16 protein-coding genes are annotated in these 17,962 nt (G+C 40.0%); 2 read left to right on the top strand and 14 right to left on the bottom strand.

Going from position 1 to position 17,962, the window contains the following annotated elements; all coding sequences use genetic code 11:
* Positions 1 to 305: 305 nt before the first annotated feature.
* Both dnaJ and ACH30E_RS11350 read right to left on the bottom strand, forming a co-directional pair.
* Positions 306 to 1,478 carry a molecular chaperone DnaJ gene (gene dnaJ, locus ACH30E_RS11355; protein ID WP_490824907.1) on the bottom strand — a complete coding sequence of 391 codons (1,173 nt, stop codon included), beginning with the start codon at positions 1,476 to 1,478 and terminating at the stop codon, positions 306 to 308.
* 89 nt (positions 1,479 to 1,567) lie between these two features.
* Positions 1,568 to 2,134, bottom strand: a complete 567-nt coding sequence (locus ACH30E_RS11350) for a nucleotide exchange factor GrpE (RefSeq protein ID WP_294990687.1) — start codon at positions 2,132 to 2,134, stop codon at positions 1,568 to 1,570.
* A gap of 184 nt (positions 2,135 to 2,318) precedes the next feature.
* On the opposite strand from ACH30E_RS11350, the gene ACH30E_RS11345 reads away from it, so the two are divergent.
* Positions 2,319 to 3,494, top strand: a complete 1,176-nt coding sequence (locus ACH30E_RS11345; RefSeq protein WP_294990690.1) for a class I SAM-dependent rRNA methyltransferase — start codon at positions 2,319 to 2,321, stop codon at positions 3,492 to 3,494.
* 113 nt (positions 3,495 to 3,607) lie between these two features.
* Here the strand turns inward: ACH30E_RS11345 and ACH30E_RS11340 are convergent, their stop codons facing one another.
* The 12 genes from ACH30E_RS11340 to rpsA all read right to left on the bottom strand — a co-directional run bounded on the left by ACH30E_RS11340 (position 3,608) and on the right by rpsA (position 16,192).
* Entirely contained in the window at positions 3,608 to 6,883 is a 3,276-nt protein-coding gene (locus ACH30E_RS11340) for a WD40/YVTN/BNR-like repeat-containing protein (RefSeq protein WP_490824905.1), read from the bottom strand.
* A 119-nt stretch (positions 6,884 to 7,002) separates the two neighbouring features.
* A complete protein-coding gene (locus ACH30E_RS11335) occupies positions 7,003 to 7,365 on the bottom strand; it encodes a T9SS type A sorting domain-containing protein (RefSeq protein WP_294990696.1) in 363 nt (120 codons plus the stop codon).
* A gap of 209 nt (positions 7,366 to 7,574) precedes the next feature.
* Complete coding sequence (locus ACH30E_RS11330) at positions 7,575 to 8,045, bottom strand: redoxin domain-containing protein (protein ID WP_294990699.1); 471 nt, start codon at positions 8,043 to 8,045, stop codon at positions 7,575 to 7,577.
* 61 nt (positions 8,046 to 8,106) lie between these two features.
* Positions 8,107 to 8,763: a 3-oxoacid CoA-transferase subunit B gene (locus ACH30E_RS11325; RefSeq protein WP_490824902.1), complete on the bottom strand. Its 657-nt coding sequence runs from the start codon at positions 8,761 to 8,763 to the stop codon at positions 8,107 to 8,109.
* 196 nt (positions 8,764 to 8,959) lie between these two features.
* Entirely contained in the window at positions 8,960 to 9,673 is a 714-nt protein-coding gene (locus ACH30E_RS11320) for a CoA transferase subunit A (RefSeq protein WP_490824901.1), read from the bottom strand.
* 7 nt (positions 9,674 to 9,680) lie between these two features.
* A complete protein-coding gene (locus ACH30E_RS11315; RefSeq protein ID WP_490839003.1) occupies positions 9,681 to 10,013 on the bottom strand; it encodes a DUF4296 domain-containing protein in 333 nt (110 codons plus the stop codon).
* Between the two features lie 44 nt (positions 10,014 to 10,057).
* Positions 10,058 to 10,978: a type IX secretion system protein PorD gene (gene porD / locus ACH30E_RS11310; protein WP_294990711.1), complete on the bottom strand. Its 921-nt coding sequence runs from the start codon at positions 10,976 to 10,978 to the stop codon at positions 10,058 to 10,060.
* A complete protein-coding gene (coaBC, locus tag ACH30E_RS11305; RefSeq protein ID WP_294990714.1) occupies positions 10,971 to 12,167 on the bottom strand; it encodes a bifunctional phosphopantothenoylcysteine decarboxylase/phosphopantothenate--cysteine ligase CoaBC in 1,197 nt (398 codons plus the stop codon). The genes porD and coaBC overlap by 8 nt, the downstream gene beginning before the upstream one ends.
* Positions 12,168 to 12,390: 223 nt before the next feature.
* Positions 12,391 to 12,735, bottom strand: a complete 345-nt coding sequence (locus ACH30E_RS11300; RefSeq protein ID WP_294990716.1) for a DNA-directed RNA polymerase subunit omega — start codon at positions 12,733 to 12,735, stop codon at positions 12,391 to 12,393.
* Positions 12,704 to 13,528, bottom strand: a complete 825-nt coding sequence (locus ACH30E_RS11295; RefSeq protein ID WP_294990719.1) for an outer membrane protein assembly factor BamD — start codon at positions 13,526 to 13,528, stop codon at positions 12,704 to 12,706. The genes ACH30E_RS11300 and ACH30E_RS11295 overlap by 32 nt, the downstream gene beginning before the upstream one ends.
* A 182-nt stretch (positions 13,529 to 13,710) precedes the next feature.
* Positions 13,711 to 14,094, bottom strand: a complete 384-nt coding sequence (locus ACH30E_RS11290) for a four helix bundle protein (protein ID WP_490824897.1) — start codon at positions 14,092 to 14,094, stop codon at positions 13,711 to 13,713.
* Between the two features lie 193 nt (positions 14,095 to 14,287).
* On the bottom strand, positions 14,288 to 16,192 hold the full coding sequence (gene rpsA / locus ACH30E_RS11285; RefSeq protein WP_490824896.1) for a 30S ribosomal protein S1: 1,905 nt from the start codon (positions 16,190 to 16,192) through the stop codon (positions 14,288 to 14,290).
* An 818-nt stretch (positions 16,193 to 17,010) separates the two neighbouring features.
* Here rpsA and ACH30E_RS11280 point away from each other — a divergent pair.
* Entirely contained in the window at positions 17,011 to 17,649 is a 639-nt protein-coding gene (locus tag ACH30E_RS11280; RefSeq protein ID WP_490824895.1) for an Abi family protein, read from the top strand.
* Positions 17,650 to 17,962 lie beyond the last annotated feature (313 nt).

The raw sequence follows: 17,962 nt of genomic DNA, 5'->3' as shown, positions 1-17,962 counted from the left end.
TGACTAATTGTTAAGCGTTTATTGTAAATAGAAGATAATTAAGTAGTCGAATTAAGAGTTGGAATTAGCTAATAATGAAAAATCATCAATAGAAGAATCTTTCGAGGTCATTAAGGCAGGCTCTTACGAAATAATAGCTTTAAATCTTATTTGGCTGCTTAGATAGAACACGGATTTATCATGATCTATCATGATAATCATGATAAATCTGCGTTCCATTTCTCGCTCCTATGCAATCTCAACCCTTGATTCGCATTGATAGCTAAGGGCTAAAGGCCAATGGCTAATGGCTCAACCAGCACCCACTAGCTAAAAGCTTCCTTAACCCTTTCAAAGAAACTCTTATCGCCTTTGGTTGGATTAGGTTTGAAATTTGAACTCTCCCCTAGTTTTTCAAGTATACGTTTTTCTTCATCGCTTACCTGCTGAGGAGTCCATACATTCACATAAATTAATTGATCACCTTTATTGTATCCTTGCACTTCAGGAAAACCTTTTCCTTTCAGACGGAAAATTTTGCCACTTTGCGTGCCGGCTGGTATTTTAATTTTAGCTCTTCCATCAATCGTAGGTACTTCTACCTGGGTGCCGAATACTGCATCAGGAAATGAAAGATGTAATTCATAAGCAACATTCAATCCATCGCGTTGTAGTTCAGGATGTGCTTCTTCCTCAATTTGTATAATCAAGTCTCCTGCATATCCACCCCTTTCTCCGGCATTTCCTTTACCACTCATGCTCAGTTGCATGCCTTCCTGCACACCTGCCGGAATATCAATACTAATGGTCTCCTCACCATAAACCCTTCCTTCACCCTTACAACTGCCACATTTTGCGGTTACAGTAGATCCCTCACCATTACAGGTTGGACAAGTGCTAACAGTCTGCATTTGACCAAGGAAAGTGTTTGTTACGCGTCTTACCTGTCCCGTTCCGCCACAGGTTCCGCAGGTCTGCACACTGTTTTTATCTTTTGCGCCATTACCTCCACAGGTATTACAGAGAATGTGTTTTTTTACTTTTACGTTCTTGGTAACACCTTTGGCAATTTCTTCAAAGTTTAGTTTGAGTTTGATGCGAAGGTTACTTCCTCTTTGCCCCCTTGCTCTTGAGCTGCCACCACCACTGCTTCTTCTTCCTCCACCAAAGAAACTACCGAACATATCATCACCGAAAATATCTCCAAACTGACTGAAGATATCATCCATATTCATTCCTCCACCATAACCACCGGCATTACCACCTGTACCAGGTCCAAACGCAGCATGACCATAACGATCATACTTTGCTTTTTTGTCGGCATCACTCAATATCTCATAAGCTTCCGCCGCTTCCTTGAATTTCTCCTCGGCTTCTTTGTCTCCAGGGTTACGGTCTGGGTGAAATTGCATCGCCACTTTCCGATAAGCTTTCTTAATCTCATCGGCGGAAGCAGATTTACTCACCCCCAATATTTCGTAAAAGTCTCTTTTAGCCATTTTTGATCTTTGATCTTTGATTTTTTGATCTTTGATTTGCTGATTTTTAATTCTTCCATCGAAAAATTAAAAAATCAAAGATTCGAAAATTATTTTCCTACTACTACTTTAGCGAAGCGGATAATTTTATCGTTGAGATAATATCCCTTCATCACTTCATCTATCACTTTCCCTTTCATATCTTCAGAAGGTGCAGGAATTTCTGTGATGGCTTCATGTTTTTCCACGTCGAAATCAGCGTTGATACTCTCCATTGCTTTTACACCTTTCGCCTGCAGATTTGAACGAAGTTTATTGAAAACGAGTTGTATTCCCTCTTTCTGAACAGCGATATCATCACTGCTTTGCAACTGTTTTTCAGCACGGTCACAGTCGTCAAGTACGTCCAACAGAGAAACGATTACGTCTTTCCCCGCAGTTTGAATTAGCTCAATACGCTCTTTTGCTGTTCTGCGTCTGAAATTGTCAAACTCGGCCATCAGGCGAAGGTATTTATCCTTTTGCTCCTGCAACTCAGCCTGTAATTTTTCCAGTTCGCTGTCGTCAGCCACCGGTTCATTCAGGTGCGAGGTTCCTGCAGCATTTTCATCCGCATTGATATCGATTTCCTGGTTTGTTGCTTCATTCATATTCGATGTGGTTGCCTGCTCTTCCATAATTATTTTACTTAATACTTAATGTGGCTAAACCTGTCAAAAATTTTGCCGATGCAAAGAAACGGGAAAATTTGGCAGTTTATGGGGGCAAATAGCTGGACTTGTCAGTCGAAAACCAATAAACAGCCCCTTTTCCGGTCGCTTTAACAGCATTGAAGATTCTGCTATTAAGTATCTTTGCCGGATGATAAATGTGTTTCTCCGGAAGAAAATTGCCCCCAGAATTGCCAATGGACATCCCTGGATCTTTGGAAATGAAGTTGAAAAACTATCGGGACCTGTGGAAGCAGGTGATATAGTAGATGTATTTTTTGCAGATGGCAAGTTCGCCGGACGTGGTTATGTGAACCCAAAATCACAGATTATGGTGCGCCTCCTCACCCGTAAACAGGAGGAAATAAACGACCAGTTCTTTTATAACCGTATTGCCCAGGCATGGTCATACCGCCAAAAAATTGGTTATACCGAAAACTGCCGCCTCATTTTTGGCGAAGCAGATTATATGCCGGCCTTGATCATCGATAAATTCAATGATTATTTTGTTTTGCAGACCCTGTCGCTGGGTATGGACAAATGGAAATCTGCTATTGTAGCCGCATTAAATGAGATATTCTCACCCAAAGGTATTTATGAAAGAAATGATGTACCGGTTAGGGAACTGGAAGGACTTTCACAACTAAAAGGTTTTTTATCTGCCCCCTTTGATCCAAAGATCATCATCAATGAAAATGGATTAAAGTTCCATGTTGACCTCGAAAACGGACAGAAAACAGGGTATTTCCTCGATCAGCAGGATAACAGAAGGGCTATTCAACATATTGTAAAAGGAGCAGAAGTATTAGGTGCATTTACCTATACCGGTACTTTTGAAATACACGCTGCACACTACGGTGCAAAATCTGTACTTGGTTTAGATATTTCTGAAAATGCAGTAGCACAGGCCAACCGAAATGCCGCATTGAACGGACTGGAAAATATTTGCCGGTTTGAGGCAATGAATGCTTTTGATGTTTTAAAACAATGGGGCAAAGATGGGCGTCAATACGATGTTGTTATGCTTGACCCACCCGCTTTTACAAAAAGCAGGGAGAATATACAGAAAGCTATCACCGGATATAAAGAAATTAACCTGAGAGGAATGAAACTCATTCGTAATGGTGGTTTCCTGGTTACCTCCAGTTGTACCAACCTTGTTCAGCCAGATTTATTCCTCCAAACCATTGAAATGGCCGCAAAAGATGCCCGCAAAAAAATAAGACAGGTAACTTTTCAAGCCCAGGCAAGTGATCACCCCATTATCTGGGGAATGGAAAACACGAATTATTTGAAGTTTCTGATTGTGGAAGTGGCGGATAGATAAATTCGAAAATCAAAAGTCAAAAGTCAAAAGTCAAAAAACCGTTATACCAATCAGTATTGATTTTTGAATTTTGAATTTTGAATTTTGACTTTTGACTTTTGAATTCTCGCCCCCTACCTCCATTCCGGCCACCTTCCCGGAGTATATGGGGCTTTATTAAGTTCTAATTGCTTTTCAAGGGCAACGATTTCTTCATCGAGTTTGCGCATGGCGGCGATTACCACGGTTAAGCCTTTTGATGCAATCGCATAATCATTCCGATAAGTTGTAGTGATGGACGATGTTGAATTCCATACGCCATTTTCTACGTTACCTACCCTCGCATTGATGGAAGGTGGTGTTTCAAATTCACGACGGGATTTTGTTGCATCACCGTTTAATTGAATGCCAATTTCATTCAGCTTATTAGTTAGGATATATGCTTTTTCGATGATTGATTTTGGAGAAGCCGGAATATCCTGGGCTGCTGCAAGGATATTGCTGATACGCGAACGCATATCACCATATATATCCGTAGCCGCACTTGTAGCTTTACGTAATGATGATACCTGTTTATAGAATGCTACATTATCTTCCATATTTACAGGCAGACTACTTTGTTGCAATAATTTACAGGTAAAAGAAACTGGTCCGGCTATTTCAGTTAGTAATCCATTTTCAAACCTGGACAAGCTAACAGTGTATTCACCCGGCATTGCAAGATGCCCCAATTCTTCTCTGCCAAACAATTCATCAGGTGCAGGCGTTCTCCGGCCTATTACAGGAGCAGGTGTAGCGTACCTGAAATCCCATACAATCTTTTGCAAGCCTTTTTTAGCTGGCGCTTTGAGATGTCTGACAATGTCTCCTGCTTTATCACGAATAGTGAACAATAAGTACGGATCAGGTTGGTTATCTTCTAAACGCAGACTGTCGATATCCGGATAATAAACTTTTTCCCCTTTTTCGGTTTTTTCCTTTTCCCTGGCGGCGCGAATCTCTTTTAGTTTTTTACTATCCTCTTTAATGTAATAAGTAAAAACTGCCCCTACTTGTGGGTTAGGTGTACCAAAATAACTACTACCTAAATGACCTTTATCGCGCAGACCCAATGGTAGTCTTTCGATGTACATAAGACTTTCTTTTACCGGAAAAATTGCTGCGTCTTTGGTAAGGCTTTCTTTTTTAAAAGAACGTAATACACTGTAATCATCGAGTATATAGAAACCACGACCAAATGTTGCAAGTACCAGGTCATTTTCTCTTCGTTGAATCTCGATATCACGAACTGCTGTAACTGGTAATCCTCCTTTCAATTGAATCCATTCCTGACCGCCATTATTGGAGAAGAAAACGCCAAATTCGGTACCAACAAACAGGAGATCTTTATCTACATGATCTTCTGCGATACTATAAACGCTCCCCTTTTGTGGGAGATTAGCCTGAATAGGTTTCCATGTTTTACCCGCATCGGTAGTTTTTAAAACATAAGGTTTAAAATCGCCATAGCGATGGTGGTTAAAACAAACGTATGCTGTATTTACATCGTGTAAAGAAGCAATTATCTGGTGCACATAACTCATAGAAGGAACACCTGGAAGGTTATCGAATTTGGTCCAGTTTTTACCGCCATCTGTGGTTAATTGAATTAATCCATCATCTGTACCAACCCATAACATATCTGGATTAATTTTTGACTCGGCAACAGAAGTAAGTTGTCCGAAAATATCTGTGCTTCCGTTTTTTGCAATTGCATCAACGGACCATACCCTTCCCATTACTTCAATTTTATTCCGATCAATTTGATGGGTTAAATCAGGACTTATTACTTTCCAGCTATTGCCTCTGTCATCTGTTCTGAATAATTTATTTGCACCTAAATATAAGCGGGCATTATCGTGCTGACTAATCAGCAAGGGCGCATCCCAATTCCATCGATAGGCAGGTTCATTTTCACCTTCGGATGGTTTGATGTCTAAATACTCGCCACTTTTTCTATCGAATCGAACAATACCACCATATTGACTCTGCGCATAAATGATATCGGGATTTGATTGATCTACCTGAGATTCAAAGCCATCACCGAGAGAAGTAACATACCAGTCCGCATTCACTATTCCGTTGGCAGATGTTGTTCTGCTTGGTCCTCCAAGACTTAAATTATCCTGTGTGCCTCCATGTACGCCATAAAACGGATAAGCATTATCAGTGGCTACTTTGTAAAATTGCGTAACAGGTAGATTAGATTTAAAATCCCAGGTCTTTGCATAATCCCAGGTTTCGTAGACACCGCCATCACAACCAACCAGTAAATGATCTGTGTCTAGGGGGTCGATCCAGATAGCATGGTTATCAATATGCTTATTAATTTCTCCGAGATTGTAAACAGTTTTACCACCATCATCGCTTACTTTATAATAAGTATCGGTAATAAAAATCCGGTTTACATTTTTAGGATCGCAAACAATTTCCTGGTAGTAATTACCAGAAGTTGCATAGCCACTTCTTTTTTCCCAACTCAGTCCCTGGTCTTTAGATTGATAGATACCTCCCTTATTGTCTTTGCCTTCTACTACAGTATATAGAATGTCTGGATTAACAGGACTAATAGCCAAACCAATTCTACCTAATTCACCCCCTGGAAAACCACCTTCCAGTTTTTTCCATGTTGCGCCCCCATCGGTGGTTTTATACAAAGCGGATTCTGGTCCGCCACCTATATAAGTAAACACTTTACGCATGCGCTGATGAAAAGAAGCATATAGTACATTAGGATTGCGAGGATCCATTACCAGGTCATTACAACCCGTATAATTGCTTACCGTTTTAATGGCATTCCAGGTTTGACCCCCGTCTACAGATTTATATACACCACGCTCTCCCCCTTCGCTCCATACCGGACCATAAGCCGCCACATAAATGATATTTGAATTGGTGGGATCAACAATAACTTCTGCGATATGTTCCGAATTTTTCAGACCCATATTCTTCCAGGTCTTGCCTGCGTCTTCTGATTTGTAAACGCCATCACCGTAGGATACTGATCGCTGATTATTATTCTCACCAGACCCTACCCAGATAATATTTGGGTTATTAGGATCAATGGTTACGCATCCAATTGAGTAAGAACCCTGGGCATCGAATATGGGTTGAAAGGTTACCCCATGATTGGTTGTTTTCCATACACCGCCTGCAGAACTGGCTACATAGTATTCACTTGCATTCTGAGGGTTTACTGCAAAATCGGAAATACGGCCAGATGTTACCGCCGGACCAATCGAACGAAATTTCAGATTGGAAAAGGTAGTACTATTAAATTCTGAAGCACTGTTGTTTTTGCTTTGAGCAATAGCGGCTAATGGTAAAATGTAGACCAATACCCTCAGGGTAATGGATAAAAATTGTTTCATATAAGCAAGATTAGTTTCTATGTCCTGATTATCAGACAGACTTAAATATAAAGAATAAAAGGAAGGTTTCTGGCTTAAATTGTATGGGGGTATCAAAGCAGAGGGGGAAAGTCAGGCTATTATTTAACCACCTGAAACTTGCCGGATTCTACGATCCGGTTGCGCTGGTCGCGAAGCTGGTAAACATATAAACCACGATAATACTCATCGTCAAGATTGATCACAATTTTCGCTTCGGTGATCCGAACTTCAGTCATACGTTTACCCAGAAAATTACAGATAACCAGGGTATAGGTTTTATCGACAGTTTTATCAAATTCAAAATTAATAACGGTTGTAGCAGGGTTGGGATAGAAACGGGAAACTTTTGATTGAAGCTCTGGAAATGAGGTTAGCTTATTGACATTAAATACCGGGTCGGATGCAAAACTGCTTCCTAGTACAAAAAATACCAGTAAAAGTATTGTGTACTTTTTTCCCATGGGTCAAGTATGATACTATAAAGTTAGTTAATTGACTTGATTTTTACAAAAACCAGTGTTAAAACCCGGGGAATGACAGATAATGAATGTAGAATCAATGAATTGGGGGGGATCTGGTTATGTAGGGCGATAGTCCATAGACCATAGTCCATGGTCCATTGATTATGGACTATGGACTATGGTCTATGGACCATGGACTATCAACCATCTTACAGGCTACTCAGCGTTTGCTGTATTGCCTCAAAGTTTGGAAGATCACCTGGGGTTGGACAAACTTCTGCATATTTTACTACGCCTTCTTTATCAATAACAAATGCGGCACGTTTGCTCACACCCTGCATTTCAAAAGCGGGGAAAGTCTCATAAAGTACACCGTATGCTTTTGCTGCTTCCTTGTTGAAATCACTCAGTAATTGAAAATTGAGGTTTTGCTCCTCGCGGAATTTACCCAGAGAAAACAGGGAATCTACAGAAACGCCAAATACTACTGCATTGGTATTGTTATACAGGCCGATATTGTCGCGCACATTACACAACTCGGCTGTACAAACACCTGTAAATGCCAACGGAAAAAATAGCACTACTACATTTTTTCCTTTTTGCTCTGCTAAACTTACTTTGTTCTTATCTGTATCGAACAGTGAAAAATCCGGTGCCTGAACACCTACTTGAATACTCATATTATTTGTTTTAAAGTTAATTGCTGATTAAACAATATTGGTCAAAAAAAGTTGAGGCTGATTACAACTGCATTTCCGGAACATGTTCCGGGATGATTAATTTTCCGGCTGTTTTTGCTTTTATTTCTTCGACCGAAACACCAGGGGCTCGTTCCAGTAGTACAAACCCTTCATTGGTTATATCTAGTGCAGCCAGTTCAGTTACTACTTTCTTTACACAGCCAACACCTGTAAGAGGTAAACTGCATCTGGGCAATAATTTACTTTCCCCTTTGGGATTGGTATGCATCATTGCTACAATGATATTCCTTGCACTTGCAACCAGATCCATGGCACCACCCATTCCCTTTACCATTTTCCCTGGGATTTTCCAGTTGGCAATATCCCCGTTTTCACTCACTTCCATGGCCCCTAATACAGTCAGATCAATTTTACCAGCCCTGATCATACCAAAACTTTCCGCGCTATCAAAAAATGCGCCACCGGGTATAACCGTTACAGTTTCCTTGCCGGCATTAATCAGGTCAGCATCAATTGCATCTTCTTTAGGATAAGGCCCCATACCCAAAATCCCGTTCTCGCTCTGAAATACAACCGTCATGCCCTCAGGAATAAAATTTGCTACCAGCGTAGGTATACCAATTCCGAGATTCACATACATGCCATCCCGTAATTCCTGTGCGATTCTTTTTGCTATACCGAATTTATCTAAAGCCATCTGATTGTTTTTTGGTTTTTTGAAACACTTGTTTGATGTGAATGGTCAATGGTGAATGGTGAATAGGTATTCGTTTTCCAAATTTGACAATTGACCATTCACAATTCACCCCTCAATACTCATGTGGCGTGAATTGTCAATGGTGAATGGTGAATAGCTATTCGCTTTCCATATTTGACAATTGACAATTGACCATTCACGCCCCTCTATCACTACTCACCAATCTCACCGTCCTACGCTCTATTCTTTTCGCATAATCTTTTCCCTCAAATATGCGATGAACATATACGCCGGCTACATGTATTTCGTCTGGATCCAGTTCACCCGGTTGTACCAGATGTTCAACTTCTGCGATGGTAATATTACCTGCTTTCGCCATGGAAGTAGAAAAATTTCGTGTTGTTTTACGGAATACCAGGTTACCCATGGTATCACCTTTCCATGCTTTCACCAGTGAGAAATCAGCATGCAGTGCCATTTCCATTAAGTGAGGCTTGCCGTTGAATTCCCTTATTTCTTTTCCTTCTGCTATTTCTGTTCCATAACCAGCAGGTGTAAAGAATGCAGGAATTCCCATACCTGCCATTTGAATACGGGTTGCTAATGTGCCTTGTGGCACAAGGTCTACTTCCAGTTCTCCGCTTAATAGTTGCCTTTCAAATTCAGCATTCTCACCTACATAACTGCTGATCATTTTTTTTATTTGTCTGGTCTTAAGCAGTAAGCCTAATCCGAAATCATCCACGCCCGCATTATTAGAAATACAGGTGAGGTTTTTAACGCCGCTGGCAACAAGTGCTGCGATGGCATTTTCCGGAATACCGTTCAATCCAAATCCACCAAGCATTAATGTATGTCCATCCTGAATACCCTCTATGGCATCTATTGCGTTCTTATACACTTTGTTCATAAACTAATTATTTTGTGGGGTTAGCACTACCACCTCTTTCTGTTTCGTATCTCTTTATCCTTTCGCGGTTTGCATATGCTTCCAATGAATCGATCAGGCGTTTGAATGACACTGGTCTGCCTTCGTAATATCGGTAACTTGAATAGTATCTTTCTTTGGTAATTCCGTAAACTTTAAACACCATTTCATAGAGCTTTACATCTTCTTTGTTCCTGTTGGCATTTGTGTCTTTAATTACCTTACGGCTAAACCATTCATCCGCTTTCATCATATCCCACATGATCAGCTTCATGCTATCGATCGGAATAACTGCTTTTGAAGGTCCATTATTACAACTCATTTGCATGAATAACAGGAATGATATGCATAAAACCACCGTAACTCTCATCGCAATGCTTCTTTATATTTTGATGCATTAATTACATCCAGTTCACTTAATAATTCCAGTGCCTTGGTTTTTTCTGCATTATTTGCTTTCTTGAAAATACCCACTAGTTCCTGGTACTTTCCCTGCATAAAAAACTGTTGTACCATGGTATTTGGATTTTCCTTTCCGAATGACTGTAGTTGAATCAGCGCGTTTAATACCCCTCCTTTTCCTTCCGCTTCGTTATCGTATAAATTATCCAGCCCCTTTCGGTAATAACCATAAATAATGTCGTGAATGGTATTATACCTGGTTCCCATCAGGTTTTCATTCAACCAGTAACGGTTTCTGAGTCCGTCGAAAATCCGCCATCCGGATATACCTCTACCTTCAGGTGCATTATTGACAATATTCTGTGCCTTTTTAAAATAGGGCTCACCTGCTTTTGGCGCAAATGAATCATAGTCGAAACCCAGAATTATATAAGCATAATAAGCAAAGATGGCAGTAAGATTCGCTACCGCAGCATCTGTACCCTGAACGCGGTTTTCATTAAACTCAACCGGTTGAAACTCTACATATTTAAAGAGCACATCTGCATCCTGAAAGTTAATGATGGCAGCCTGATAGGTAGAATGATACACAGGCCTGGCTGCCTGAATATTTAAAGAAGCTTTATAGACATTTGGTTCCTGAACACTTTCAATATTCAGGATAAAACTGCAAATAATTTTTTCGTTTTGCTTGTAGGTATCAGATGTCCACTTTCTGTTATTGAGCAGGTTAGTCAGTTGATTCTGCAGTGTTGTAAATATTTTACGATCGATATTTGTAGTTACCCTGTTCGATAAAACGGTTACCCTAGCCTGAAGTTCCTGGCTGCTGACCTGTTTCACCAAAATACCGAACAATAGTATGGTTACGATTTTTTTATACATGCAGGTGCTTTATGATGAATGAAACAATATCTGCAGCTACTTCCTGCTTTGTTTTAAGACCTGTCTTTTCTTCTGTACCCGACTGGTGAAAAATAGTTACTGAATTCGTATCTACTCCGAAGCCCGCATCTTTATCATTCAGCGAATTCAATACAATTCCATCTGCATTTTTTGCCTGCAGTTTCTGTAACGCATTTTCTTTTTCATTACTGGTTTCAAGTGCAAATCCAAGTAGAAACTGGTGCTTCTTTTTTTGTTTCCCTAGTTGTAGTAAAATGTCTTTGTTCTTTACCAGTTCTACAGACCATTCATCCTGCTTCTTTTTAATTTTATCTGTTGCTGCCTGAATTGGTTTATAATCTGCCACCGCTGCTGACATCACAGCAATATCTGCATCATCAAATGCATTTACGGCCGCATCATACATTTCGTCTGCAGAAACTACCGATTTAACTTTAATATCCTTGTAATTGGTTCGCTGATTTGTTGGACCGGCAATTAATAATACTTCTGCACCTCGCAGGTATAATGCTTCTGCAATGGCAAATCCCATTTTGCCAGATGAGTGGTTACCGATAAAACGAACCGGGTCAATTGCTTCATAAGTTGGGCCTGCTGTTACAATGGCTTTTTTGCCTGCCAGTTCTTTCGATCTGAAAAATTGTGCGATTAGGAATTCGCAAATCTCTTCTGGCTCTGCCATTCTCCCTTCACCAAATAAACCGCTTGCAAGTTCTCCATTACCCACACTAATCAGGTGGTTACCGTCTTTTACCAATTGAGCAAGATTTCGTTTGGTAGAAGGATGATGCCACATATCTTCATCCATTGCGGGAGCAATAACGACGGGACAAGTTGCTGAAAGGTATACTGCCATCAATACATTATCACAAATACCATTGGCCATTTTAGCCATGGTATTACAACTAAGCGGTGCAATTACCATAACATCGGCCCATCGGCCCAGCATTACATGGTTTGCCCATGCATCTCCTTCTACGAGGTCCTGAATAACCGTATTCTTAGATAAAGTAGAGAGTACAACAGGTGAGGCAAATTCTCTGGCCGCAGGTGTCATTACCACTTTTACTTCGGCACCAGCTTTAATTAGCAATCTAACCAGCGTTATGGTTTTATAAGCAGCGATGCTTCCTGATATACCGATTAATATTTTTTTACCTTTTAGCATAATCGTCAATTGTCAATTGTGAATGGTGAATAAGACTGTTTTACAGATAAAGACGATTCTGGAATCATTTCCTTATCAGCTGCCAGTACTTTTTGCTGTGTCAATGATCATAAACAACCATTCACTATTCACCATTGACCATTCACAAATCACAACCAAAGTAACAAAAAACGACAGTTATAATAACTGTCGTTTTCATAAAATTATTATTTATCGATATACCTTATCTGAAAAGGTCATTATCGTTGTTGCGTCTGTGATATACTTTGCCTTCCATGAATTCCTGGGTAGCAAGAATTGCGGGATTAGGCATTTTTTCATAAGCCCTTGAAATCTCGATTTGCTCCTTGTTCTCATGGATTTCTTCGAGGCTGTCTGTATGACTTGCAAACTCTTCCAGTTTATTGTGCAACTCTTCTCTGAGAGACACATTAATCTGGTTAGCTCTGCGCGCAATGATAGCGATGGATTCATACAGATTACCTGTTTTCTCTTTAATAGAAATCAGGCTTTTGGTTTCAACCACACTAGCGGTATTAGCGCTCATTTGCCTTCTTAGCTTGCTCATATTTCTGGTTTTTGATATTATTTGTTGATTGTAATTTATACTTATTTACTTCATCCAGGTACTTACTTTCTGCAAAACGATCCTGAAAATCGTTGCATTCTGTAATTACTTTTTCAAAGCGTTCTTTTTGTTTTTCTTCATAACTCATTTCTGCATAACGGAAATAAGCTTTGATAACCTGCAGCTTATATTCATCTGATTTCTTCGAATCAGGGAAATTATCAGACACATTACCAAAAGCGATGGCTGCTGCCTTATAAAAACCAAGGTTATAATACAGTTCTGCGCTTCTATATTCCTTGGCTTCTAGTTTCTCTCTGCACTTATCAATGATTTCGGTTGCTTCAGCAATTCTTTTTGAACCAGGGTGTGTATTAATAAAAACCTGCATCAACTGCATGGTTTTATTTGTGTTTGTTTGGTCGAGATCAATCTTTGGTGATTGTTTAAAATAACAATAAGCGCGCATATAATCGCACTCTTCACCTTTGGTACTGTTTGGAAAGTTTTCTACAAAACTTTTAAACAGGTTCTCCGCGTTCATATAATCCGACTGGTAGTAATAGGAATAAGCGAACTTATAATACATGTCCTCATACCTGGAAGTACCTTTTACATAAGGAAAGATATCTTCAAAGAGCACCTGAGCCTTTGTATAGTCTTTCTTGGCATAATACTGTTCAGCCATTTTGTATTTGTACTCATAATCCTTGCTCTTTAAAGTTTTGGAAAACTTATTGGAGCAGGAAGCCAGGGATACAGAAACCAATAAAATGAGTAAAATCCTATTCATACAAGTTGGCAAAATTAGTTAATTACCGGCAATTTAGAAACAAGAATTGGGGAATTGATTATCAGGGAGTTAAGAAAAGCATAAAACAGAGGAATAAGGAATAAGAAATATGGAATGAGAAAGTGGTGAGGGAGGAGGAACGGAGAAATAAGGAATAAGAAATGAGGAATGAGGAAGTTTTTTTAGGGGCGGCGGGGCTTTGGAGGGGTGTTTTTGCGGGCGGTTTCTATGCTTTTGAGGAAGATGAATACCAGTTCGGTACACTCCTTTATAATAGCGGAGAGGTTTATTGAGATAGGCCAGTTTAATTTTTCTATAATCGTGAGACAGTTCTTTGTTTCGCGTAATTCTTTTAGTGCCACTTTCATTTTATGAATGAAATCGGTTCTTGATTCGGCCGATTGGGCTTCTCCATAATGCAAGGCCGGTGCTGAACCACTTCTGGTAAGCTGGCCGCTCAGGTGATTTCCGGCAAACGATCTGGGAAGTTTCTCCGCAGCCTGAATACAACTAACCGCAAACCGAATCAGTCTGTCTTCAAGGTCAAATTTGTGTCTTGTTTCCATCAAACAAGTTTACCCACAAATCTCATCCCACCCCTATCTCCCACACCAAAAGCGTACTAATACCCGTATACTCACCCTTCATCTCCCTTTACTTTCTCATTCCTTATTTCTTATTCCTTATTCCTCTGTTAAAAGAAAAAGCTGCTCTGCGAAGCAGAACAGCCTTTTTCTTTACCTATTCAAATGAAGACGATTATTGATTCTCGCCTTCTCCTTCCTTAAGTTTGGCTTTGATTTCAGCTAAAGCACCCAGGTCGCCGAGGGTAGCTTTTTCAACCTTAGCCTGGATGTTTTTCACAGCTTTCTTGGTATTGTCAGATTCAGCTTTTGCTTCTTTCTTGGCAATTTCCTTTTCTTCAGCTACTACTTTCTCCCAGATACGGGCATGGCTCAGAACGATACGCTTTTCATTGCGATCGAATTCGATCACCATGAATTGAGCAGTTTCGTCGGCTTTCACCTGAGTACCATCTTCCTTGTTCAGGTGACGGTTAGGGGCGAAACCTTCTAAACCATAAGGCAATTGTACAAGGGCACCTTTATCGTCTTTGCGGGTAACGGTACCTTCATGCAGGGTTCCAACAGCGAAAGTATCTTCAAGGGCATTCCAAGGATCTTCTTCCAGTTGTTTGTGACCCAGTTGCAGTTTACGGTTTTCTTTATCGATGCTGAGGATGATGATATCGATGTTTTCTCCCACTTTAGTGTAATCACTTGGGTGGTTGAAACGCTTCAGCCAGCTCAGGTCGCTGATATGGATCATACCACCGATACCTGGTTCCAGTTCAACGAACACGCCATAAGGAGTGATGTTTTTAACCAAACCTTTGTGCTTGCTGTTTTCAGGGAATTTGGTTTCGATAGTGCTCCATGGATCTTCGCTCATTTGCTTGATGCTCAGGCTCATCTTACGGGCATCTTTATCGAGGGTTACCACTTTAGCAGAATACTCATCACCCAATTTGAAGAATTCCTTCGCATTGATTGGAGTATTAGCCCATGTGATTTCAGATACGTGTACCAGACCTTCAACACCAGGCTGAATTTCTAAGAATGCACCGTAATCTTCGATATTTACCACTTTACCTTTTACTACTGAACCTTCTGCCAGACCTTCAGGCAGCACATCCCAAGGGTGTGGAGTTAACTGCTTCAGACCTAAGCTGATACGTTTTTTGTCGTCGTCGAAGTCCAGTACCACTACTTGTAATTTCTGGTCCATTTTCACCACTTCGCTTGGGTGAGAGATACGGCCCCATGAAATATCGGTGATATACAACAGACCATCCAAACCTCCGAGGTCCATAAATGCACCGAAATCTGTGATGTTTTTCACCACACCTTCCAATACCTGACCTTTTTCGAGTTTGCTCATGATCTCTGCACGTTGTGCTTCGATATCGCTTTCGATCAGTGCTTTGTGAGATACAACGGCATTCTTGATCGCTTCATTGATCTTAACAACTTTAAATTCCATGGTCTTACCAACGAACTGATCGTAATCAGTTACAGGTTTAACATCGATCTGAGAACCTGGTAAGAATGTTTCCATACCAAATACGTCAACGATCAATCCACCTTTGGTTTTGCTGGTTACAGTACCGGTAATTACTTCACCTGTTTTGTGAACTTCAACGATACGCTCCCAAGCACGGAAGATGCGTGCAGATTTACGGCTGAGGTGCAGATTACCATTGCGGTCTTCTTTTTCAACAACCATTACTTCTACTTCGTCTCCGATTTTCAGACCTTGAACATCACGGAATTCGTTCAGTGATACAAGACCATCACTTTTAAAACCGATGTTTACAACAACATCTGTTTTAGTAAGGGCCACTACACCACCTCTTACGATTTCGCCATCTTCAATTTGTACGAAAGTGTCATCATACACTTTATCGTATTTTACTCTTTCAGACTCAGCATAATGACTTACATTACGTTTGTCGATGCTCCAGTCGAAATCATCGTGCGCTGTCTCAATAACCGGCGCGGGGGCTACAGGTGCATTTGTTGTCGCAGTAGTAACTTCTGCTGCCTCTGGGGCACCAGCGTTCTCCTGAGCATCTGCGTTTAATTGTTTACGGAAAATGTTCATAAAATGATCCCGATGGTTTAATAAATCGGGGGTGCAAAAGTAGGGAAAAAGTCCGAATGTCCGGTAGTCTGGGAGACCGAAAGTTGGGGTTTTGAGGCTGAAAATGGGCAGTTTTCACTTATTAAACAAAAAAAGGGTGACATATATAATTATTTCAGCATAAGTTGTCTCGTTTTTATTTAGCTCATAGCTAAATGACACATTCCTTACCCTTTAGCTAGGGACCCTTTCAGCACTCGTTTATATTTACTTCTACAGAACGTATTCGTCACCGATGTTTCTCGTAAAGGACTCCGTGCTAGTTACACAGCTATGCTATAACATTTGGTTTTGATGCTACCCTGTTCATTTGCCAAACGCTACTTCTCAGGATTTAGTAACATAGAAAAATCCTATAACAAAACTTCAATAATGATGATGATGTATCATGATAGATCATTATAATCATGAAAATCCGTGTTCCATTCCCTCCTCATCAGTCTCTCAAACTTCCTGAATAGTTTAGCAATTCGGCTGAGACGAATTCAAAATACCAACTATAAAATTTGCGGGAAATACTATTCAATTCTTTCTGATTTTGGAGGGATGAATAACCACTTTTATCTCATTAAGTTTTCATTTTAATTATAGCGAAAATGCCATAAATAAATGTAGTAAAGGATACAGTAAATGATAGTTTATACAAAAGAAGAAACGCTACGAAGTGATGCTGATTCCCTAAAAAGAAAAAGCCAGTTTCATCACCGGCAAAAAGACCGGGAGAGGAGTAACTGGCATCATAACACAAATGTAAGAAGTTTTTACCCAAAAAAAATAAAATGATTACAGAACAGGAAATTCATTTTTTTATTTCATACCCCAGATTCAACGAGTACCTACACCAAAAGAATCATAATGTAAAAGACGCATACCAATTATACCTGACAAACATCGAGCTATCCGAAGCACTCTATCCGGTTTTATCTGTGCTGGAAATTTCATTACGTAATGCCATACACAGACAACTCAGCAGTTATTTCAATGACCCTTATTGGTTCAAAAATAAATTACCTGTTGAGTTTCAAAAAGCAGTTAAGAAAGCAGAACAAAATATTCGTTTTCAACAAAAAATAATAACGCCTGACAGAATTGTTTCGGAGCTAAGTTTTGGTTTCTGGAACCGCTTATTTAACAGGCACTATGCGAAATTATTATGGAAACCCCTTCGTACTATTTTTATACACTTACCCAAAAAACAAAGACGAAGAGATACAATCGATGATTCTTTATATCGCATCAGAACATTACGCAACCGCGTGTATCATTATGAGCCCATTTTTCGGAACCTCCATTATCTTGAATTAGTATACAAAGAAATCTATTCATTTCTTTCCTGGTTGCACCACAACCTACCAGATGTATTAAAAAAGACAGATCGCTTTGAGGATGTAATTTTATTTGCAAAGGGGATAGCATAACATTTTACTTCTCCCCTTTTAATCTGCCAAATGCTACTTCACAGCTTACAGCAAAATAGAAAATTTGTTAGTGCATTGGGGTCAAAAAAAGAGGATTGAGAACAATACAAACAGATCCTTCGTCGCAGATGATAACCTGCGGTTTTCAATGCTCCTCAGGATGACTGCTCACTTGTGGGGTATTCAGGCGATGTTGGCTTTGCCAACATCGCTTGTTTTTTCTCACCGATCTTCGTCATCCTGAGGAGCATTCCGACGAAGTCGGAAACTGCGACGAAGGATCTGTTTTTATATCACATATAAATTTTTATGA

Source organism: Sediminibacterium sp. FW305-C-61, from assembly GCF_058231065.1.
Note: the sequence above shows the minus strand (reverse complement) of the source record. Positions and strands in the feature narration are given on the sequence as shown.

Excerpts from the sequence above, each read along its gene's own strand:
- ACH30E_RS11290 (WP_490824897.1), bottom strand. The coding sequence starts at position 14,094 with ATGGAAACAAGACACAAATTTGACCTTGAAGACAGACTGATTCGGTTT.
- ACH30E_RS11340 (WP_490824905.1), bottom strand. The coding sequence starts at position 6,883 with ATGAAACAATTTTTATCCATTACCCTGAGGGTATTGGTCTACATTTTA.
- rpsA (WP_490824896.1), bottom strand. The coding sequence starts at position 16,192 with ATGAACATTTTCCGTAAACAATTAAACGCAGATGCTCAGGAGAACGCT.
- ACH30E_RS11345 (WP_294990690.1), top strand. The coding sequence starts at position 2,319 with ATGATAAATGTGTTTCTCCGGAAGAAAATTGCCCCCAGAATTGCCAAT.
- ACH30E_RS11315 (WP_490839003.1), bottom strand. The coding sequence starts at position 10,013 with ATGAGTTGTAATAATGGACCTTCAAAAGCAGTTATTCCGATCGATAGC.
- ACH30E_RS11325 (WP_490824902.1), bottom strand. The coding sequence starts at position 8,763 with ATGGCTTTAGATAAATTCGGTATAGCAAAAAGAATCGCACAGGAATTA.
- porD (WP_294990711.1), bottom strand. The coding sequence starts at position 10,978 with ATGTATAAAAAAATCGTAACCATACTATTGTTCGGTATTTTGGTGAAA.
- ACH30E_RS11335 (WP_294990696.1), bottom strand. The coding sequence starts at position 7,365 with ATGGGAAAAAAGTACACAATACTTTTACTGGTATTTTTTGTACTAGGA.
- ACH30E_RS11300 (WP_294990716.1), bottom strand. The coding sequence starts at position 12,735 with ATGAGCAAGCTAAGAAGGCAAATGAGCGCTAATACCGCTAGTGTGGTT.
- dnaJ (WP_490824907.1), bottom strand. The coding sequence starts at position 1,478 with ATGGCTAAAAGAGACTTTTACGAAATATTGGGGGTGAGTAAATCTGCT.
- ACH30E_RS11320 (WP_490824901.1), bottom strand. The coding sequence starts at position 9,673 with ATGAACAAAGTGTATAAGAACGCAATAGATGCCATAGAGGGTATTCAG.
- ACH30E_RS11350 (WP_294990687.1), bottom strand. The coding sequence starts at position 2,134 with ATGGAAGAGCAGGCAACCACATCGAATATGAATGAAGCAACAAACCAG.
- ACH30E_RS11295 (WP_294990719.1), bottom strand. The coding sequence starts at position 13,528 with ATGAATAGGATTTTACTCATTTTATTGGTTTCTGTATCCCTGGCTTCC.
- ACH30E_RS11280 (WP_490824895.1), top strand. The coding sequence starts at position 17,011 with ATGATTACAGAACAGGAAATTCATTTTTTTATTTCATACCCCAGATTC.
- coaBC (WP_294990714.1), bottom strand. The coding sequence starts at position 12,167 with ATGCTAAAAGGTAAAAAAATATTAATCGGTATATCAGGAAGCATCGCT.
- ACH30E_RS11330 (WP_294990699.1), bottom strand. The coding sequence starts at position 8,045 with ATGAGTATTCAAGTAGGTGTTCAGGCACCGGATTTTTCACTGTTCGAT.